Origin of the sequence: Microcystis sp. M44BS1 (assembly GCF_020244875.1) — a bacterium.
In the GTDB taxonomy this organism is placed as follows: domain Bacteria; phylum Cyanobacteriota; class Cyanobacteriia; order Cyanobacteriales; family Microcystaceae; genus Microcystis; species Microcystis panniformis.
Map to the genome: position 1 here is coordinate 1 of NZ_JADBVM010000178.1, position 15471 is coordinate 15471.

Sequence of the window (15471 nt, forward strand, 5' to 3'; positions counted from 1 at the left end):
ATCTGGATGATTGAGAGCGGAAAAAGCAGTTATAATTCTTTGACTGGCCGTAGGAGTTATTATCCATAGTCTAGGAATATTTTCTGCTAATAAGGGTTGTTGATTGCGGTGAGCTTCTCTTTGTAATTGTTCCCGCACAGTCAACAGTTTAGATAAACAAGCGAGAATTCCCTCAATCGTGACTGGATTGCGATGGGGTTCCAATAGACAAGGGGTTTGAGCTAATCGGCCCAATAAACCTAATTCGGGCGGCATTTCTGGGGAAGTCGGTCGAAAATATACATCAATTTCTTGAGTTTCTGCCGTCACATCAAGGCTAGTTTTCACGTCACCGGAAGAAGAGAGAAAGGTTTCGAGGTAATCTTTACTAAATTTATCCCAAAGAAAGCGAGTCAAGGCTTAAGTGATTCAATCAATGATGATGATTATTTTATCATCTTCAAAGCCTGATTGGTAAAATTGGCAATATTGCAGCTTTAGTTACAGATTTTTCCTAGTTTTTGCGCTAGAAATGAAAGGTTAATCAGCAAAAAACGCCCTCGATGAATGAAACCGCAAATCATCGTCTGTGGATTAGGTCGCACGGGTTATAAAATCTTTTGTTTACTCAAACAACAATCTGCGGCAGTAGTAGCGATTAGCGATCGCCAAATGGTCTGTGAATACCAGTCTGATATTATTATCGGCGATCCCTGCTCTCCTAAAACTCTGCTGCAAGCTGGCCTTCCAGATGCAGAAACCCTAGTTTTGGCCATCGATAACGACGCACTCAATCTAGAAATTCTCACCCGTGCAAGAATAATTAACCCGAAAATTCGGATAGTTAACCGACTATTTAACGAAACTTTGGGAGAAAGACTCGATCAAACCCTCCCTGCTCACGTTAGCATGAGCGTTGCTTCCCTAGCAGCCCCGATCTTTTCCTTTGCTGCCCTTGGTAATAAAGCTATCGGTCAATTACAGCTATTCGATCGCCTTTGGCCAATTCAAGAGATAATTATCGAGGAAAATCATCCTTGGTGGGGATTACCCCTCTACGAACTTTGGGACGATCCGGCCCGGATGTTAATCTATTATCTCCCCGCTCACGACGAAATCGATCTGGTTTCCGCAGTTCTTTTAGGTAAAAAACTCCAAACTGGCGATCATCTCATTATCGGCAATAAACCGACAATTAAGGCAAAACAGCGTTTTAAACTGCAAAAGTGGCTGAGAAATCTACTCAATCTCCGTCCCTATCAGCACTATGTCCAACCGGTAATTCTTGTCACCCTTTCCCTCTTGGGGATGATTTCCCTTGCTACCATTACCTATCTCAGCGTTAATCAAAAAATTTCCCTTGTCGATTCCCTCTATTTCTCCGTCGGGATGATTACCGGTGCCGGAGGTAACGAAAAAGTGGCCGAATCTACCCCCGATAGTATCAAAATTTTTACCGTGGTCATGATGATTGTCGGTGCGGGGGTTATCGGTATCTGTTATGCTCTCCTCAACGATTTTATTCTCGGTAGTCGCTTTAAACAGTTTTGGGATGCTACCCGCATTCCCGTCCGCAATCATCACATTATCTGTGGTTTAGGAGGTATCGGCACCCGGATCGTGCGACAATTGCACGAGCAAGGCTGTGAAGTGGTGGTGATTGAATCGGACCCCAATAATAGATTTTTGCATTCCGTGCGCTCTTGGGGAATCCCCGTTATCATCGAGGATGCGCGTCTAGTGGCTACCCTAGAAACGGCTAATATTAACAACGCTGAATCTTTGATCGTGGTGACTTACGAGGATATGATTAATGTGGAGATTGCTCTCACTGCTAAAGCGATCGCTCCTAAAATTAATCTAGTTTTACGCTGCTCTCAGGAACAATTCGGGCGATCGATTCAAGAGGTTTTTGATTTTGATACGGTATTATGTCCCCGGGATCTAGCCACCTATTCCTTCGCCGCGGCCGCTTTGGGCGGTAGAATTCTCGGTAATGGCATGACCGATGATCTCCTCTGGGTTGCTTTGGCTACATTAATCACACCGAATCATCCTTTTATGGGGCAAATTATCAAGGAAGCGGCGATGAATGCCGATTTTGTGCCACTTTACCTAGAAAAACAAGGTCAAACTATCCACGGTTGGCAATTACTGGAAATCACTCTCGATCAAGGTGATATTCTTTATCTAACTATGCCGGCTATGCGTTTACAACAGGTTTGGCAAAATACTTCCCTAACTATTCCCCAATCTTTCCCCGATTTAAAATGATTTCTGGTCTTAATTATCTGAGCAAAGCTAGTTATCGCTGTATCTTGAGTTTAGGCAGTGCCGGCAGTATTTTAAGTCTCGCTAGTGCCAGCAGCATTTTAAGTCTGGTTAGTATCGGCAGTATGCTCAGTATTGGCAGTGTCGGCAGTATTCTTAGTATTGGCAGTGTCGGCAGTATTCTTAGTATTGGCAGTGTCGGCAGTATCTTTGGCATCTTTCAATATCATTCTCTGCCTAACCATCCTGGATAGTTCTAATGAACTACTCTTTACCGCTTCTTTGTTGATGGGGGTTTTTTGAGTTTAAACTGTGGAGCGATCGCTTTTTATGTAAACAAAATAGAAAGGTTATTAATCGGTTGAGGCTGCGGCAAAACTAACACGACGATAAATTTCTAGCAAGGGAAGTTCAACGTTTAAACTCTCCAGAAGGATTATTTGACTAAGTTGATCGTAGGTTTGTAGTTGCCAGCGATCGCTCTGTGCGAGTCTGAAATATTGCTCAATGTAGGGTTCAGTTTGACTAACGAGCAGATATTCACAAAAACTTGGCAGGGAACGATATTTTCTAAACTTATCACCTCGATCCTCTGCTTCCGTGGCGGGGGACAGCACCTCTACAATAAATAAAGGATTAAGAATTTCGTCTTTGCGATCGCCGTTAAATTCCGGTTCATGGTTAACGATCATGAGATCGGTATAGGTTCCACAATGATATTCAGGAATCCACAACCGCAGATCGCTGTTATACAGGCGAAAATCCCTATCTCTCAATAAAAATCCCAAAAAAACCGAGATATTGATCGCGATCGCGCTGTGGGTTGCGGTTCCTCCAGGCATAAGAATCATTTCTCCATGACAATATTCATAACGTTCCTGAGAAGTTTCAGCGATCGCCCGATATGCTTCCAAAGTGACAGGGGTTTTGGTGACTGTCGCAATAGTCGGTTTTTCTTGAGCGATAATCATGTTTGTCTTTCTCCGATATTCTATTAATTAATTTTATGGTTATTTTTTAGGGATTGTGGGGAAGCGATCGCTTTTAATCAAAATAGAATTAGAACGGCGATCGCAGTTTTTCTGAGGTGAGAGAGAAAAATTTTTTAAGAGCAAACTATCGTTAATTTGATTGTATGTATTATAATTGAGTCGTTAAATTTAACCAAAATACTATACTGTCCTCATCGAGGTTATTGTTTATGAAATCAGAGTATGATCTCGCTAATATGAAAAGTCGTCCTAATCCTTTTGCTCAACAACTCAAGCAGCAGGTCACTTTACCTTTAAGGATTGATGTCATTGATTTCTTTGAAAAAAAAGCAAAAGAAAAAGGAATTTCTTATCAGGAACTAATTGATTTATATCTTCAGGATTGTGTGACAAACGACCGAGAAATTTCTTTTTAGCGATCGCTTTTTATCAAAATAGAATAGAAAGAGCGATCGCATTGTGATCATCAATTAATAAAACAATAAAATTCGGTAAAAATGAACCAAGCCAGTCTTCAATATTTATCCGATAAAAATGGCTAAAAGCTGGGAATTTGATCGGTTGGCTTTTGAAGATTTGGCTTGGTGGGTTGAGGATGACCGCAAGCAGACTTTAAAAATCATTAGGCTGATTCAGAAAGTTCAACGGTATCCTTTTCATGGAAAGAAAGTCAGGTACTCAGGTTTGCTAATTGTTCCTGAATATTAGCTTCAGTAGAGAGTTTTTCGGATTTTTCCCATAGAGCGTTAAAGAGACTTTTATCCGTCTCGACAACTCTTGTTTGATAGGAAATATAACCTGATTCTGTTTGACCATTCATAGTTCTTCTCGCTGTAAAAGAATTTCTTGTAACAGATAAGTTTTCGCTAATCAATAGGTTGGTATCATCCCAACGATAGCCTTCAATATCTTTGGCTTTTTCATGACAAATACAAGCAACTTCTATGCCAGAGTTAAGTTGTTCCTGAATCACCTGTAAATGCTTTGGAGTCGGAACTTCAGGAAGAATAAAGACTCGTTGAATAGAAATCTTCCTTTCGATTAGTTCTTTGTTAACTTCCCAGAATTTTTGACCAAGGGGATTATCCCACCAGATGGAATCTGTCATGGAGTGAACAGCCAAGATTCGAGATTGACTTTTAGGATCAATGTGTTTGAGTAGTTGACCAACCTTTTCTAAACGGGATTCGCCGCTAATTTCAATGTTAATTTCAGGCATAATTGTGTTAGTCAAAATTGTGCCATCAAGGAGGGTTAGATTATTTTCATCTAATTTAACATCGGTCAAGTTAGCTCCCGTTAAATTAGCTTTGCTCAAATTGGCTCTTGTTAAATCAGCTTTGCTCAAATTGGCATGACTTAAATCGGCTCCTGTTAAATCAGCATTAGTTAAATTAACCCTCGAAAGATTAGCCTTACTGAAGTTACATCCCATCAATTTTGCATCGGAAAGATTGCCTTCACCATCCATTAAATTGACTTGGCTGAAATTCAGTCCCCGAAAATATCGTTCGCCAATTTTGTACAAATATGTCAATTCTTTTGTGCAATGAATATCGGGGTGATATTCCTTGGGTGCATAAACGGCAATCATCGCTTTGACGTAGGCGAAAAAATAAGCCTTGAGAATATTTTCGTGGGTGTAGATGGTAATCACTTCTTTACCATCATACTCAACCACCGCCTTGACAGTTACGTCTCCTTGTTGACCCGGTGTCAAGTTGGCCACATAGATAGATTTAAGGTCATGTTTAATTTCAACTAAATGAGCTAGAGCCTCATTAAAAGCAGTAAAAAGTGCATCTACTGGACTTTTTTTAAAGGCCGATTCAGTGTAACGCTCTTGGGTTTTTGTATTGCATAAGATAACTGTCGCAGAAGTTAAATTGTTGTTAGCAGAAAGAATTTCAAAGTTCTCAATTTTCCAGCCTTGAAAAAGCAAAAGATTATCCTCAAAGAATAAGTTGTGTTGAGGCTCGTTTTCTAAAAGCTGATTGAGTTTTACTTTTTCATTTTCCATTGCCGCTTTACCGAGATTTTTGAGAGTTCTTTCGATAGAAGCTGGCGAGGTATCTTCCCCTAAAGACTGTAACAATAGGGAAGGAGAACCCACAAAAGGATATCCACTGGCAATGAATTCTCGATCTCTGATGGTGATAATACCTGCTAGGCTATACTTTCTGGCAATCTCAACTTGAATTGCCGTTGTTAAATTAACGTTGGGATATTTTTCTAGGTCGATTTCTTTCAAGTTAACTTGGCCGACGTTAATCTTACTCAGAAGTTCAATGATCGAACGATTGGCATATTCTTGAGATTTAAGATTTTTCATACTATGCCAAATTTGTATTAATCCCATTTCGCCGCTGTAAGGATTAATTTTTCCCTCTAAAACAAGTCCCATAACCCTAGTAGCTTCACTGTTAAGAGTCGTCTGATTTCGTAATAAAAACTCTTCAATTAGATCAGCGTCAATTAAGACTTTTGGAGCTTGAGAAGTATTTTCTTGGGATTGAAATATTGCTAGATTTTTGAGAAAAAAGTCAATATCTACATCAGAGTGAGCAGCAATTTTGTCCGAAATTTTATGCAAACTAAGCTTAATTTCGTATTTGAAAAAATCATCAGAACCTACATCATTGCCCAAATCTAAAAGCCTTTTTATTACTTGAAGCTCAGAGATTGGAGTTGCTTGAGATTCAGGATAGTATTGTCCTATTGTTCTGATAATCTCCGCCCGGCGATCTCCATCCTTTTCATTTTTTAGTTGAGCTAACAATACCAATACATCACTTGTGTCAAGATGGGGACTGGCCAATTTTGTTACGTCCAATAAGTTTTCAGTTTTCATTTGAAATTAATCTCCTCAAAAATGGGCTAGTTTTCAGTGGTCTGATTCTGTACTAATTTTGTCTGAGGCAGATCGTTCTAATTCCGAATTCTCTACGTATCTGCTTGTCAAAATATCGTTAATGACGCAATAACCTTTCTTGAAAAGAATTCTTCTTAGAGAAGTAATTCCCACACGCTCACTGTCATCTAACTCAAGGTAAAGTTTAAGATTGGCTCCTAGATATTTGTTGAAATCTGAGTTCAGATTTTTGCCGCTGCTATGATTGAACTTTTCAGCCAAATCATCGGCGGAATAAAGTCCTGTAGCCGCCCGATAAAATATCTCCTTATATTTATCAGATAAGGGTTCGATTTCTGCCAACAAAGCTTCTAGCTTGGGTATATCCAAACCACAGTTTCTTGCCTGCTTTTGGGCTTCACACAGTGATGGGGGCATTGACGAGAGCGTCTTCATGGCTGTATTACAGTTTCTTGCCTGCCTTTCGGCATCGGATAGGTTTTGGGGCATTTCGGATAGGTTTTGGGGCATTTCGGATAGGTTTTGGGGCATTGACGAGAGCGTCTTCATGGCTGTATTTTCGAGCTAGTTAGCATATTTTGAAATGGAGTACCAACAATTATTGTTTAATGATAGCAACAATTATTGGTTTAAATGGGCAATATTTGTTGGTTTAAATGGGCAATATTTATTGGTTGATATCCTTACAGTAAGTGATTATATTGTGGATACCATTGAAGAAAATAGAGCGATAGTAAAAAACAGTACAAAAAAGCTGGTCGAGTGTTGCCGCACTGCCCAGCCTGAACTAAATAAACGTTCTACCTATCGCTTCCCGTCTTTATGATCCCCACCGTAGAGTTTTACCAGTTCTGTTACGGTACGGAGAAAAACGCAGTCGTAAGGCCGTATCTTCCCCAGAGCTACGCCGTAAAAGAGGGAGCTTAGGAGCATGACAGTGAGTAAGTTCTTCATATTGATTGACCTCCTGGCTTCTTGAGTCCACACTAAGGTTTTTAAGTCTCCTGGTGGGCTAATTGAGAAGGTTAATCCCGATGATGCGAAGCTAGGAGAGGGCCAGTACCCTTGCGGGTGCTGGCTCTTTACTCATCATTATCATCCCCGCATAGTAGCCCATGAGGGTAGATTGAGTCAAGCTAATAATGTTAGGGATTCCTGACATGAGGAGCCGAAACACTACTAGGCAAAAACAAAGATCCTGATCAAATCAACTCCCACCTTAGCCATGAAAGCACTTAGCCACAAAACAGAAGATTTGAGTATAGCCGATGTCTCATCCTATTACCCCGATCAATGGGTAGTCGTAGAGATCACTGGTCGCGACAAATATGGCTGGCCAGAGAAAGGTAAGGTTATTGGGTATTCAGACGATAAAAGTAAGCTGATACAAGAGACTAAACATTTGAAGGGAGACTTGTATTTGTTTTATACAGGTCTTGTTGACGGTGGTAGGGTTGCTTAAAAATGTTAGAATCTATACAAAAAACACAATCTCCTTTAGCTTTGGCCCCTGCGTTGGAGGCTGCCATTAAACGAGGCGAAGAAGCGAAGAAACGGTTCCTATCTAAGCAAGGCGGAACCTTAACCAGCGCCGAGGTTTGTAGTGTTTTAGCCTGTAGTTCTTTGGAATTAGAAACTATGAGGCTCAATCATCGGGTCTTAGGTTTATCTGTCAACGAGGAATTAGTTTATCCCGCTTGGCAATTTGTTGATGGCAAAGTTTTGTCAGGTTTAGACCAAGTGTTAGCCGTTTTAAAAGAAGACGGTGCTTGGACACAAATGCTCTTTCTGCTTACGGGTGATATTCGTTTAGAGGGAGCAACCCCGCTAGAAAAACTCCAAAAGGGAGAAATCGAGCCAGTGGTTTGGGCTGCTAAGTGTTACGGGAGTCATAGCGCGGCGTAATGGGTTTGCCTCCTTTTCCCCTCCCACCAGACGATTTTAGTCAGCGTCAATTGCCCGTCATTGAAACCCCAGGCCCCTGGCTAAGATTAAATAAAACCGGACACCTTTCTAGTCTTCATTTTGACCGCAGTGGTAGCGGTCGTTTCGATGGGCCAAATCAGGGCTATGGGCTTCTCTATGTGGGTGATGAGTACAGTACCTTTATTGAATGTTTTGGCCGAACATTTGACGGAGCCGTAACCGTTACAGCCCTAAGAAATAGAAATCTTTTTAGAATTAGAAGTGATCGCGCTTTACTGTTGGCCGACTTAACGGGGCCGGCCCTTGTTCGCATAGGAATAGATGCCCGCATTTCTTCCGGTGATTATGAATATTGTCGGACTTGGGGGCAGGCAATTTGGGGACATCCCCAAGGAGTAGATGGGATTAGATACCGTTCTCGTCATGATGATAGTGTCTATTCCGTTGGGCTTTTTGATCGGGTTAGAAACCATTTGCAAGAAGACAACTTAGGTAATTTATACGATGATAATTCATCCTGTTTAGGTGAAATTTTGGAGCATTATGATTATGCTCTTCTTCAAGAATAAGTATATTTTTGCAATCAGACGCAATCTCCCCTATTCAGAACGGCCAACTGTTAGGGAATTTTCTGTTAAGTTAATAGCAGCCCACTCGTCGCAAAACTTCACTGATCACTGATTACTGATCACTGATCCTCTTGCCCTATTTTGGTAAAATCAACTATAATGAGGAGAAGTTAAGTAGCTGGTTATAATTAAATTAAAAATGGATTTTAGGTTCGATCCCCCCTGCCCCCCTTAATAAGGGGGGTGCCGATCCCCCCTTAGTCCCCCCTTAATCCCCCCTTAATAAGGGGGGCATCTGACAACTTTTAACACCTACCTACTTAATTTTTGCCAAGCTTGAGCAGAGTTAAACTAATCCCTCAGTGAGCAAGCAATTGAATCCTATGCTTAAAATTGCCCTTTTTGGAACCAGTGCCGATCCTCCTACTGCCGGTCATCAAGCCATACTAAAATGGTTATCGGAACAGTACGATATCGTTGCGGTTTGGGCTGCCGATAATCCCTTTAAAAATCATCAAACCAGTCTCGAACATCGTCTGAGGATGTTAAATTTGCTCATCCGGGATATTCAACCCCCAAGGGATAATATACAACTGCGACGAGAATTAAGCGATCGACGGAGCTTAATTAGTGTGGAAAAAGCGCAAGCAATTTGGGGAGAACAGGAGGAATATACCCTAGTCATTGGTTCTGATTTAGTCGGACAAATTAGGCACTGGTATCGTAGCCAAGAATTACTAGAAAAAGTCAAAATTCTCGTGATTCCCCGGCCTGGCTATCCTATTAATCAAGATGATATTGAACAACTGCAAACATTAGGGGGTGATTGTCTGATTGCTGATGTCTTTGCTCCGGCTGTATCCTCAACAGATTATCGAGAAAAAGGCGATAAACAGGCTGTTCCTGCACCGATTAAAGATTATATCGAAGGTCAAAAACTTTACGCATGAAACCGCTAAATACCCTAGCTAATAAATCTCTAGCTGATTTTAAAGTCGGAGTTGATAACGTGATCTTTTCCGTTGATACCCAATTAAATCGGCTGCTGGTGCTTCTGATTAAACGACGGGAAGAACCCTTTAGCAATTACTGGAGTTTACCCGGGACTTTAGTTAGAAATGGGGAATCACTGGAAACGGCAGCCTATCGAATTTTAGCCGAGAAAATTAGCGTCAATAATCTCTATCTGGAACAGTTATATACTTTTGGCAGTCCAGAGGGAGATTCCCCGGCAGCAGCCGAGAGTTTTGGGAAACGTTATCTATCGGTGAGTTACTTCGCTTTGGTGCGGTTTGAAGAAGCAAAATTAATCACTGAACGGGATTATAACACCACTTGGTATATGATTGATAAAGTGCCAGATTTAGCCTTTAATCACGGTCAAATTTTGGAATATGGCTGGCGAAGATTACGCAATAAAGTAGAGTATAGTCCCGTCGCTTTTGAGGTTTTACCAGAATTATTTACTTTAAATGATCTTTATCAATTTTATGAGACAATTTTAGGTAAAAATTTTAGTGATTATTCCAACTTCAGAAATCGGCTCTTGAAATTAGGATTTCTCAAAGATATGGGTTTAAAAGTCTCTCGTGGTGCCGGTCGTCCTGCTAGTTTATATCGCTTTGATGAAAAAGCTTTTGCTCCCTTTAAAGAGCAACCGTTAGTTTTTGTTTAAATAGGAAAAAATATGAGAATTGCTATCGCTCAATTAAATCCCATTGTTGGAGATATCGAAGGAAATGCCCAAAGAATTTTAGAGGCTGCTCAAACGGCATTTAATCAGGGAGCAGAATTACTTTTAACCCCGGAATTATCCCTCTGTGGTTATCCTCCCAGAGACTTATTATTAAATCTGGGTTTTGTGGAGAAAATGTCTCGACAATTGCAATTATTGTCCCAACAATTACCAGAAAAATTAGCCGTATTAGTCGGTTTTGTTGAAAAAAATCCCTCGGCAACGGTCAGAGGAGAAAAGCCGCTATTTAATAGCATAGCTTTGTTAAAAAGTCAAGAAATTAAACAAATTTTTACTAAACGTTTATTGCCTACCTACGATGTTTTTGACGAGGATCGTTACTTTGCTTCTGGGAAAGAAAGTCAATATTTTCAACTAACAGAAAATAATGTAAAAATTGGTGTAACTATCTGTGAAGATGTTTGGAATGATGAACAATTTTGGGGTCAACGTCAATACGCAGTTAATCCCATCGCCGATTTAGCTAATTTAGGAGTGGATTTAATCGTTAATCTTTCCGCTTCTCCCTACAGTGTCGGTAAGCAAAAATTGCGAGAATCTTTATTATCCTATAGTGCCACTAGATATAATTTACCGATAGTTTATGTCAATCAAGTGGGAGGTAATGATGATTTAATTTTTGATGGTGACAGTGTTGCTTTTAACCGACAAGGAGAAGTGATTTATCGCGCTCAGGCATTTACTTCTAGCCTAGAATTGATCGAGTTTAATCAAGATTTGTTACCCGCAGTTATTCATCCTTTACCTGTCGATGAAGATGAGGAAATTTATCGAGCTTTAGTCTTAGGAGTACAAGATTATGTGCAGAAATGCGGTTTTAAACGGGTAATTTTTGGCTTGAGTGGTGGCATTGATTCTAGTTTAGTTGCCGCTATTGCCACTGACGCATTGGGTAAAGAAAATGTTCTCGCTGTGATGATGCCTTCTCCCTATAGTTCCGACCATTCTATTAGCGATGCAGTGGCTTTAGTTAATAATTTAGGTATCAAGAGTGAGAAGTTAGCAATTAAAGAAATTATGACCGCTTATGATCAACTTTTAGAGGGTCTTTTCGCTGGGACTGATTTCGGTATTGCTGAAGAAAATCTTCAGTCACGCATTCGCGGTAATTTATTAATGGCTCTCTCTAATAAATTCGGTCATTTACTATTATCCACTGGCAATAAATCAGAAATGGCGGTGGGATATTGCACCCTTTACGGTGATATGAATGGTGGTTTAGCAGTGATTGCTGATGTGCCGAAAACCCGCGTTTATTCCCTCTGTCGCTGGTTAAATCGGCGCGGGGAAATTATTCCCCTTAATGTGATTAATAAAGCTCCTAGTGCTGAATTAAAACCCAATCAGAAGGATCAAGATTCTTTACCTCCCTACGAGATTTTAGATGCTATTTTAGCACTATTAATCGATCGCCATCAATCCGCCGAACAAATTATTGCCGCCGGCTTTGAGGCTGAAATTGTGCAGAAAGTGATTAAATTAGTTAAAAATGCCGAATTTAAGCGCAAACAAGCCCCCCCGGGACTAAAAATTAGCGATCGCGCTTTTGGCACTGGTTGGCGAATGCCCATTGCTAGTCGCTGGGGTTAGGGGGGTTTTTCAGTTATCAGTTATCAGTATTAAATAGCAGTTTTCTACGGGTGTATCTCGTTTTTGTAAATCTACGAAGTTGGGATTTTTAAGGGGAAACTCTCTTTTAAAATTGGGCGTTACTTTCGATTTTATCACTCAATCCAAGCTTTTGGGGGGTTCTACCCCCCAAACCCCCCGTTGGGGGCGTGGCGCCGCCCCCAAACCCCGGAGCGCATTAGTTTTTCGGTGGGATGCTTACACGCGATTGTTCATATTTTTGTACTAATTTAAGAGTCACTGATAATTGCTGATTGTCGGTATTTCTGCAAATGTGAGATGCACCCGTTTGCCACTGTGTTTTCACTGATTACTGTTTACTGTTTACTGATTACTGTTCACTGAAAGGGGTATTCGTGAGAGAGGAAGGGTAAAGGGATTAATTCTCCTGTTGCCTCGCCGATTTGTACTTTTAAACCCTCTCCTCCCGCTTTTGTTTTCACATAACCCAAGCCAAAATCCTCCAGCACACTGGTGAGTAAACCGACTTTTTGCGCTTCTAAAATAATCGGGGTATTGCTGGGGACGGGTTGGCTAAGTTTTATGCCCCAAAGTCTTTGTTTTACGCCTTTATAGGTGTTGAGACGGGCGATAGTTTCTTGACCAATATAACAACCCTTATCAAAGACAATCGCTCGCCATAAACCAGCCTCTAAAGGGTTATAATCTTCAGTTAATTCTCGATCGACTGCCGGTCGGCCTTGATGAATTCTCAGGTATTCCCACACCTGCTCATCGGCGGGAGTAACGCCATTTTTAATTAAATTTTCCCAGAGGGGACCGGCTTCGGCGGCGGCAACGATTAAAGTGTATCCGGGTAGGTCTAAGCCGGTGCCGACGGCCACTCTCAGGGGGGGGTCAGAAAGGAGATAATGACTATGCTGCACCCCCGTTAAAATCTGCTCTGGAATGGCGATTTTTTGCAGGTATTGCCCGCTTTCAGTACCAATTAGGGTGAAAATGGCAAAATTATCGGTTAAGTCGCTAATTTCCACCTTATCGAAGGGGAAAATATAGCGATCAATCAATTCCAGTAAAAATTGACGACGTTGGGGAGAAACGAGGATGAGGAGGGAATCATCGCCAGCGTAAACTGTGACAAAATCGAGAGTACGACCGGTAGAGTTAAGGAAAATTGTCTCACAACCCTGACCCGGTTTCAGGCGATCGATCGCGTTACTGGTTTGATTGTGGAGAAAACGCAGTCGGTCCTGGCCTTTTAATTCTAATAAACCCCAATCGGAGCGATCGATTAAAATTGTTTGGGATGCTAAACTTTGGGGATCATTGTGGTAATCTTTGAGAAAATTAGCGGCATACTCTGCCTTGATCGTGTCTAAATCTGCTTTCATTGGGGTAAATTAGCGAATAATTGCTTAATAATGCGCTCGGTTTTCGTTTCCAAACTCTGCCAATCTAGTTCACCGGTGGGATCGAGGAGACTGGTATCGATGGTGACGCTCTCTCCCTCATCGGTGGGATAATCGAGAAAACAGACTTGAAAACAAAGTTCCCAAATATTTACAGTAACGGAGCGATCGAGATAAGTCAAACAGAGCAGATAACTGGGATAGGGATCTTGAATTTCTGTATAAGTTCCTTTCCAGAGGGAATTTTCTAACTGTTTACGCAGATTATCCAGCACCCGAATAAATGCCGGTTGCATTAATAATTGTGCCTGTTCCCAAGCGGTAATATCTTTAAATTTTGGATTCATCTTATCAGTTATCAGTTATCAGTGATCAGATTTGAGTATTAAGTGGGTATATCCCCCCTGCCCCCCTTGATAAGGGGGGATCTGACAATTTTTAACACCCACCTACTTATTAAGTGAGCAATATTAAATAGACAAAGACATACATTTCAGCCCTAGAACTATTTTGTTTAACTCTTGGAGATGTCTAATGGCATTAACAGTGCTGTCTTTTCACTGTTTACTGTTTACTGGTTACTGTTCACTGTTCACTGTTTACTGATAACTGGTTACTGATAACTGATAACTGATAACTGATTTAGGCTGTTACGAGGGTTGCTTCCTTAGCTGCCATCATTTTCATGAGGTCTAACATCCGGCAGGAGTAACCCCACTCGTTATCGTACCAAGAGACGACCTTAAAGAAATTGGCATTAAGTTGAATGCCAGCCTTAGCATCAAAAATACTGGAGTGGGGGTCGGTGATAAAGTCACTCGATACCACTTCCTCATCGGTATAACCGAGGATACCTTTCATCGGTCCTTCGCTGGCGGCTTTCATAGCGGCGCAAATTTCCTCGTAACTGGTGGCTTTTGCGGTTTTAAAGGTTAAATCCACCGCCGAAACGTTGGGAGTTGGCACACGGAAGGCCATGCCGGTTAATTTGCCTTTTAGGGAAGGAATAACTAGGGTTACTGCTTTGGCTGCCCCCGTGGAGGAGGGGATAATATTTTGACCGGCGCCGCGACCACCGCGCCAATCTTTTTTCGATGGACCATCCACGGTGGGTTGAGTGGCGGTCATCGAGTGTACTGTGGTCATTAATCCTTCCGCTAGTCCGAAGTTATCGTTAATAACTTTGGTGATCGGTGCTAAACAATTGGTGGTACAACTAGCGTTAGAGACGATCAGATCTTTAGCGGGATCGTACTCATTGTCGTTAACACCTAGTACAATAGTACGAATCTTGTCGGGATCTTTGGTGGGTGCGGAGATAACTACCCGTTTGGCCCCAGCTTCTAGGTGTTTTCCTGCTCCTTCGGCGGTGGTAAATAAACCGGTGGACTCGACCACATAATCGGCCCCGGTTGCACCCCAAGGCAGTTGAGCGGGGTCTTTAATCGAGTAACAGGGGATAAACTTACCATCCACGACGATGCCATCTTCTTTCGCTTCTACCGTACCCTGAAAACGTCCGTGGGTGGAGTCGTATTTGAGCAGATAGGCAATATTATCGGGGGGGACGAGATCATTTATACCAACAAACTCGAAATCAGGATTTTGGATACCCGCCCTAAAAACGAGGCGACCGATACGACCAAATCCGTTGATAGCGACTCTTACTTTTGTCATGAAAAAAACTCCTTTGCAGCTGCGATAAGCTTAGGCACGATCAAGAAAAAATAATTTGAGAATTGATTGGCCTCTAGAGAATCACTATATATGCTAATCAGCTTTTGTTGCTCGCTAGATGAAGTATAGAAAGATTTTAAGTTTCAGTGCTTCAAAAGCTATCCTAGTAGTCCTCACCACTGGCATCGAGAAGGCCTAATTAGGCTCTTCCCGACAAACTAGGGTGTAACCCTATAGTATTTTGGGAAAAGCTGACATTAAAAAATAATTAAAATTTTTCTGAGAATTATTGCTCCCTAAGTTAAGAAGACATTAATTTTCCTTTAAAAGCCATTTAAAAACCCCGCCCGACTGACATAAATTACCCAAGCAGGATCGGCAAAATATAGCTTATTTTAATAGTTTTTTGCGCCCCAAAAGGTTAGACTCT

General features: G+C 41.4%; 17 protein-coding genes and 1 pseudogene. 11 read left to right on the forward strand and 7 right to left on the reverse strand.

Going from position 1 to position 15471, the window contains the following annotated elements; genetic code table 11:
* A pseudogene (locus IM515_RS14250) lies at window positions 1-396 on the reverse strand (DUF4351 domain-containing protein); the annotation flags it as partial.
* Between the two features lie 150 nt (window positions 397-546).
* Between IM515_RS14250 and IM515_RS14255 the strand changes: the two are divergent.
* Both IM515_RS14255 and IM515_RS14260 read left to right on the forward strand, forming a co-directional pair.
* Window positions 547-2253, forward strand: a complete 1707-nt coding sequence (locus tag IM515_RS14255) for a potassium channel family protein (protein WP_002776532.1) — start codon at window positions 547-549, stop codon at window positions 2251-2253.
* Entirely contained in the window at window positions 2250-2504 is a 255-nt protein-coding gene (locus IM515_RS14260) for a hypothetical protein (protein WP_002739592.1), read from the forward strand. Before IM515_RS14255 ends, IM515_RS14260 begins: the two co-directional genes overlap by 4 nt.
* Window positions 2505-2603: 99 nt before the next feature.
* Here IM515_RS14260 and IM515_RS14265 read toward each other — a convergent pair whose 3' ends face one another.
* On the reverse strand, window positions 2604-3221 hold the full coding sequence (locus IM515_RS14265) for a Uma2 family endonuclease (RefSeq protein ID WP_287628806.1): 618 nt from the start codon (window positions 3219-3221) through the stop codon (window positions 2604-2606).
* A 230-nt stretch (window positions 3222-3451) separates the two neighbouring features.
* Between IM515_RS14265 and IM515_RS14270 the strand changes: the two genes are divergently transcribed.
* Both IM515_RS14270 and IM515_RS14275 read left to right on the forward strand, forming a co-directional pair.
* A complete protein-coding gene (locus IM515_RS14270; protein WP_287628807.1) occupies window positions 3452-3658 on the forward strand; it encodes a UPF0223 family protein in 207 nt (68 codons plus the stop codon).
* 118 nt (window positions 3659-3776) lie between these two features.
* Entirely contained in the window at window positions 3777-3950 is a 174-nt protein-coding gene (locus IM515_RS14275) for a type II toxin-antitoxin system YoeB family toxin (RefSeq protein WP_193960814.1), read from the forward strand.
* On the opposite strand, the gene IM515_RS14280 is transcribed toward IM515_RS14275, so the two are convergent.
* Together IM515_RS14280 and IM515_RS14285 are read right to left on the reverse strand one after the other, a co-directional pair.
* The gene (locus IM515_RS14280) at window positions 3913-6093 is read right to left on the reverse strand and encodes a pentapeptide repeat-containing protein (protein WP_287628808.1); all 2181 of its coding nucleotides are present in this window, start codon (window positions 6091-6093) and stop codon (window positions 3913-3915) included. The genes IM515_RS14275 and IM515_RS14280 overlap by 38 nt on opposite strands.
* Before the next feature lie 33 nt (window positions 6094-6126).
* A complete protein-coding gene (locus IM515_RS14285; protein ID WP_287698035.1) occupies window positions 6127-6603 on the reverse strand; it encodes a hypothetical protein in 477 nt (158 codons plus the stop codon).
* A gap of 94 nt (window positions 6604-6697) precedes the next feature.
* On the opposite strand from IM515_RS14285, the gene IM515_RS14290 reads away from it, so the two are divergent.
* The 7 genes from IM515_RS14290 (at window position 6698) to IM515_RS14320 (ending at window position 11955) form a co-directional block, all read left to right on the forward strand.
* Entirely contained in the window at window positions 6698-6940 is a 243-nt protein-coding gene (locus IM515_RS14290) for a hypothetical protein (protein ID WP_287628809.1), read from the forward strand.
* A gap of 399 nt (window positions 6941-7339) precedes the next feature.
* Window positions 7340-7576 (forward strand): hypothetical protein, encoded by a 237-nt coding sequence (locus IM515_RS14295; RefSeq protein ID WP_287628810.1) that lies wholly within the window; start codon window positions 7340-7342, stop codon window positions 7574-7576.
* Between the two features lie 2 nt (window positions 7577-7578).
* The gene (locus IM515_RS14300) at window positions 7579-8019 is read left to right on the forward strand and encodes a hypothetical protein (RefSeq protein ID WP_287628811.1); all 441 of its coding nucleotides are present in this window, start codon (window positions 7579-7581) and stop codon (window positions 8017-8019) included.
* The gene (locus IM515_RS14305; RefSeq protein ID WP_287628812.1) at window positions 8019-8609 is read left to right on the forward strand and encodes an RES family NAD+ phosphorylase; all 591 of its coding nucleotides are present in this window, start codon (window positions 8019-8021) and stop codon (window positions 8607-8609) included. The genes IM515_RS14300 and IM515_RS14305 overlap by 1 nt, the downstream gene beginning before the upstream one ends.
* Window positions 8610-8992: 383 nt before the next feature.
* Window positions 8993-9559 carry a nicotinate-nucleotide adenylyltransferase gene (locus tag IM515_RS14310; protein WP_287107905.1) on the forward strand — a complete coding sequence of 189 codons (567 nt, stop codon included), beginning with the start codon at window positions 8993-8995 and terminating at the stop codon, window positions 9557-9559.
* Complete coding sequence (locus IM515_RS14315; protein ID WP_287628813.1) at window positions 9556-10284, forward strand: NUDIX hydrolase; 729 nt, start codon at window positions 9556-9558, stop codon at window positions 10282-10284. The genes IM515_RS14310 and IM515_RS14315 overlap by 4 nt, the downstream gene beginning before the upstream one ends.
* A 12-nt stretch (window positions 10285-10296) precedes the next feature.
* Window positions 10297-11955, forward strand: a complete 1659-nt coding sequence (locus IM515_RS14320) for an NAD+ synthase (protein WP_287628814.1) — start codon at window positions 10297-10299, stop codon at window positions 11953-11955.
* Between the two features lie 377 nt (window positions 11956-12332).
* Here the strand turns inward: IM515_RS14320 and ygfZ are convergent, their stop codons facing one another.
* The 3 genes from ygfZ to gap form a co-directional block, all read right to left on the reverse strand.
* Complete coding sequence (gene ygfZ, locus IM515_RS14325) at window positions 12333-13346, reverse strand: CAF17-like 4Fe-4S cluster assembly/insertion protein YgfZ (protein WP_287628815.1); 1014 nt, start codon at window positions 13344-13346, stop codon at window positions 12333-12335.
* A complete protein-coding gene (locus IM515_RS14330) occupies window positions 13343-13711 on the reverse strand; it encodes a hypothetical protein (protein ID WP_002743680.1) in 369 nt (122 codons plus the stop codon). The genes ygfZ and IM515_RS14330 overlap by 4 nt, the downstream gene beginning before the upstream one ends.
* 295 nt (window positions 13712-14006) lie before the next feature.
* Window positions 14007-15041 carry a type I glyceraldehyde-3-phosphate dehydrogenase gene (gene gap / locus IM515_RS14335; protein ID WP_004161594.1) on the reverse strand — a complete coding sequence of 345 codons (1035 nt, stop codon included), beginning with the start codon at window positions 15039-15041 and terminating at the stop codon, window positions 14007-14009.
* Window positions 15042-15471: the final 430 nt, after the last annotated feature.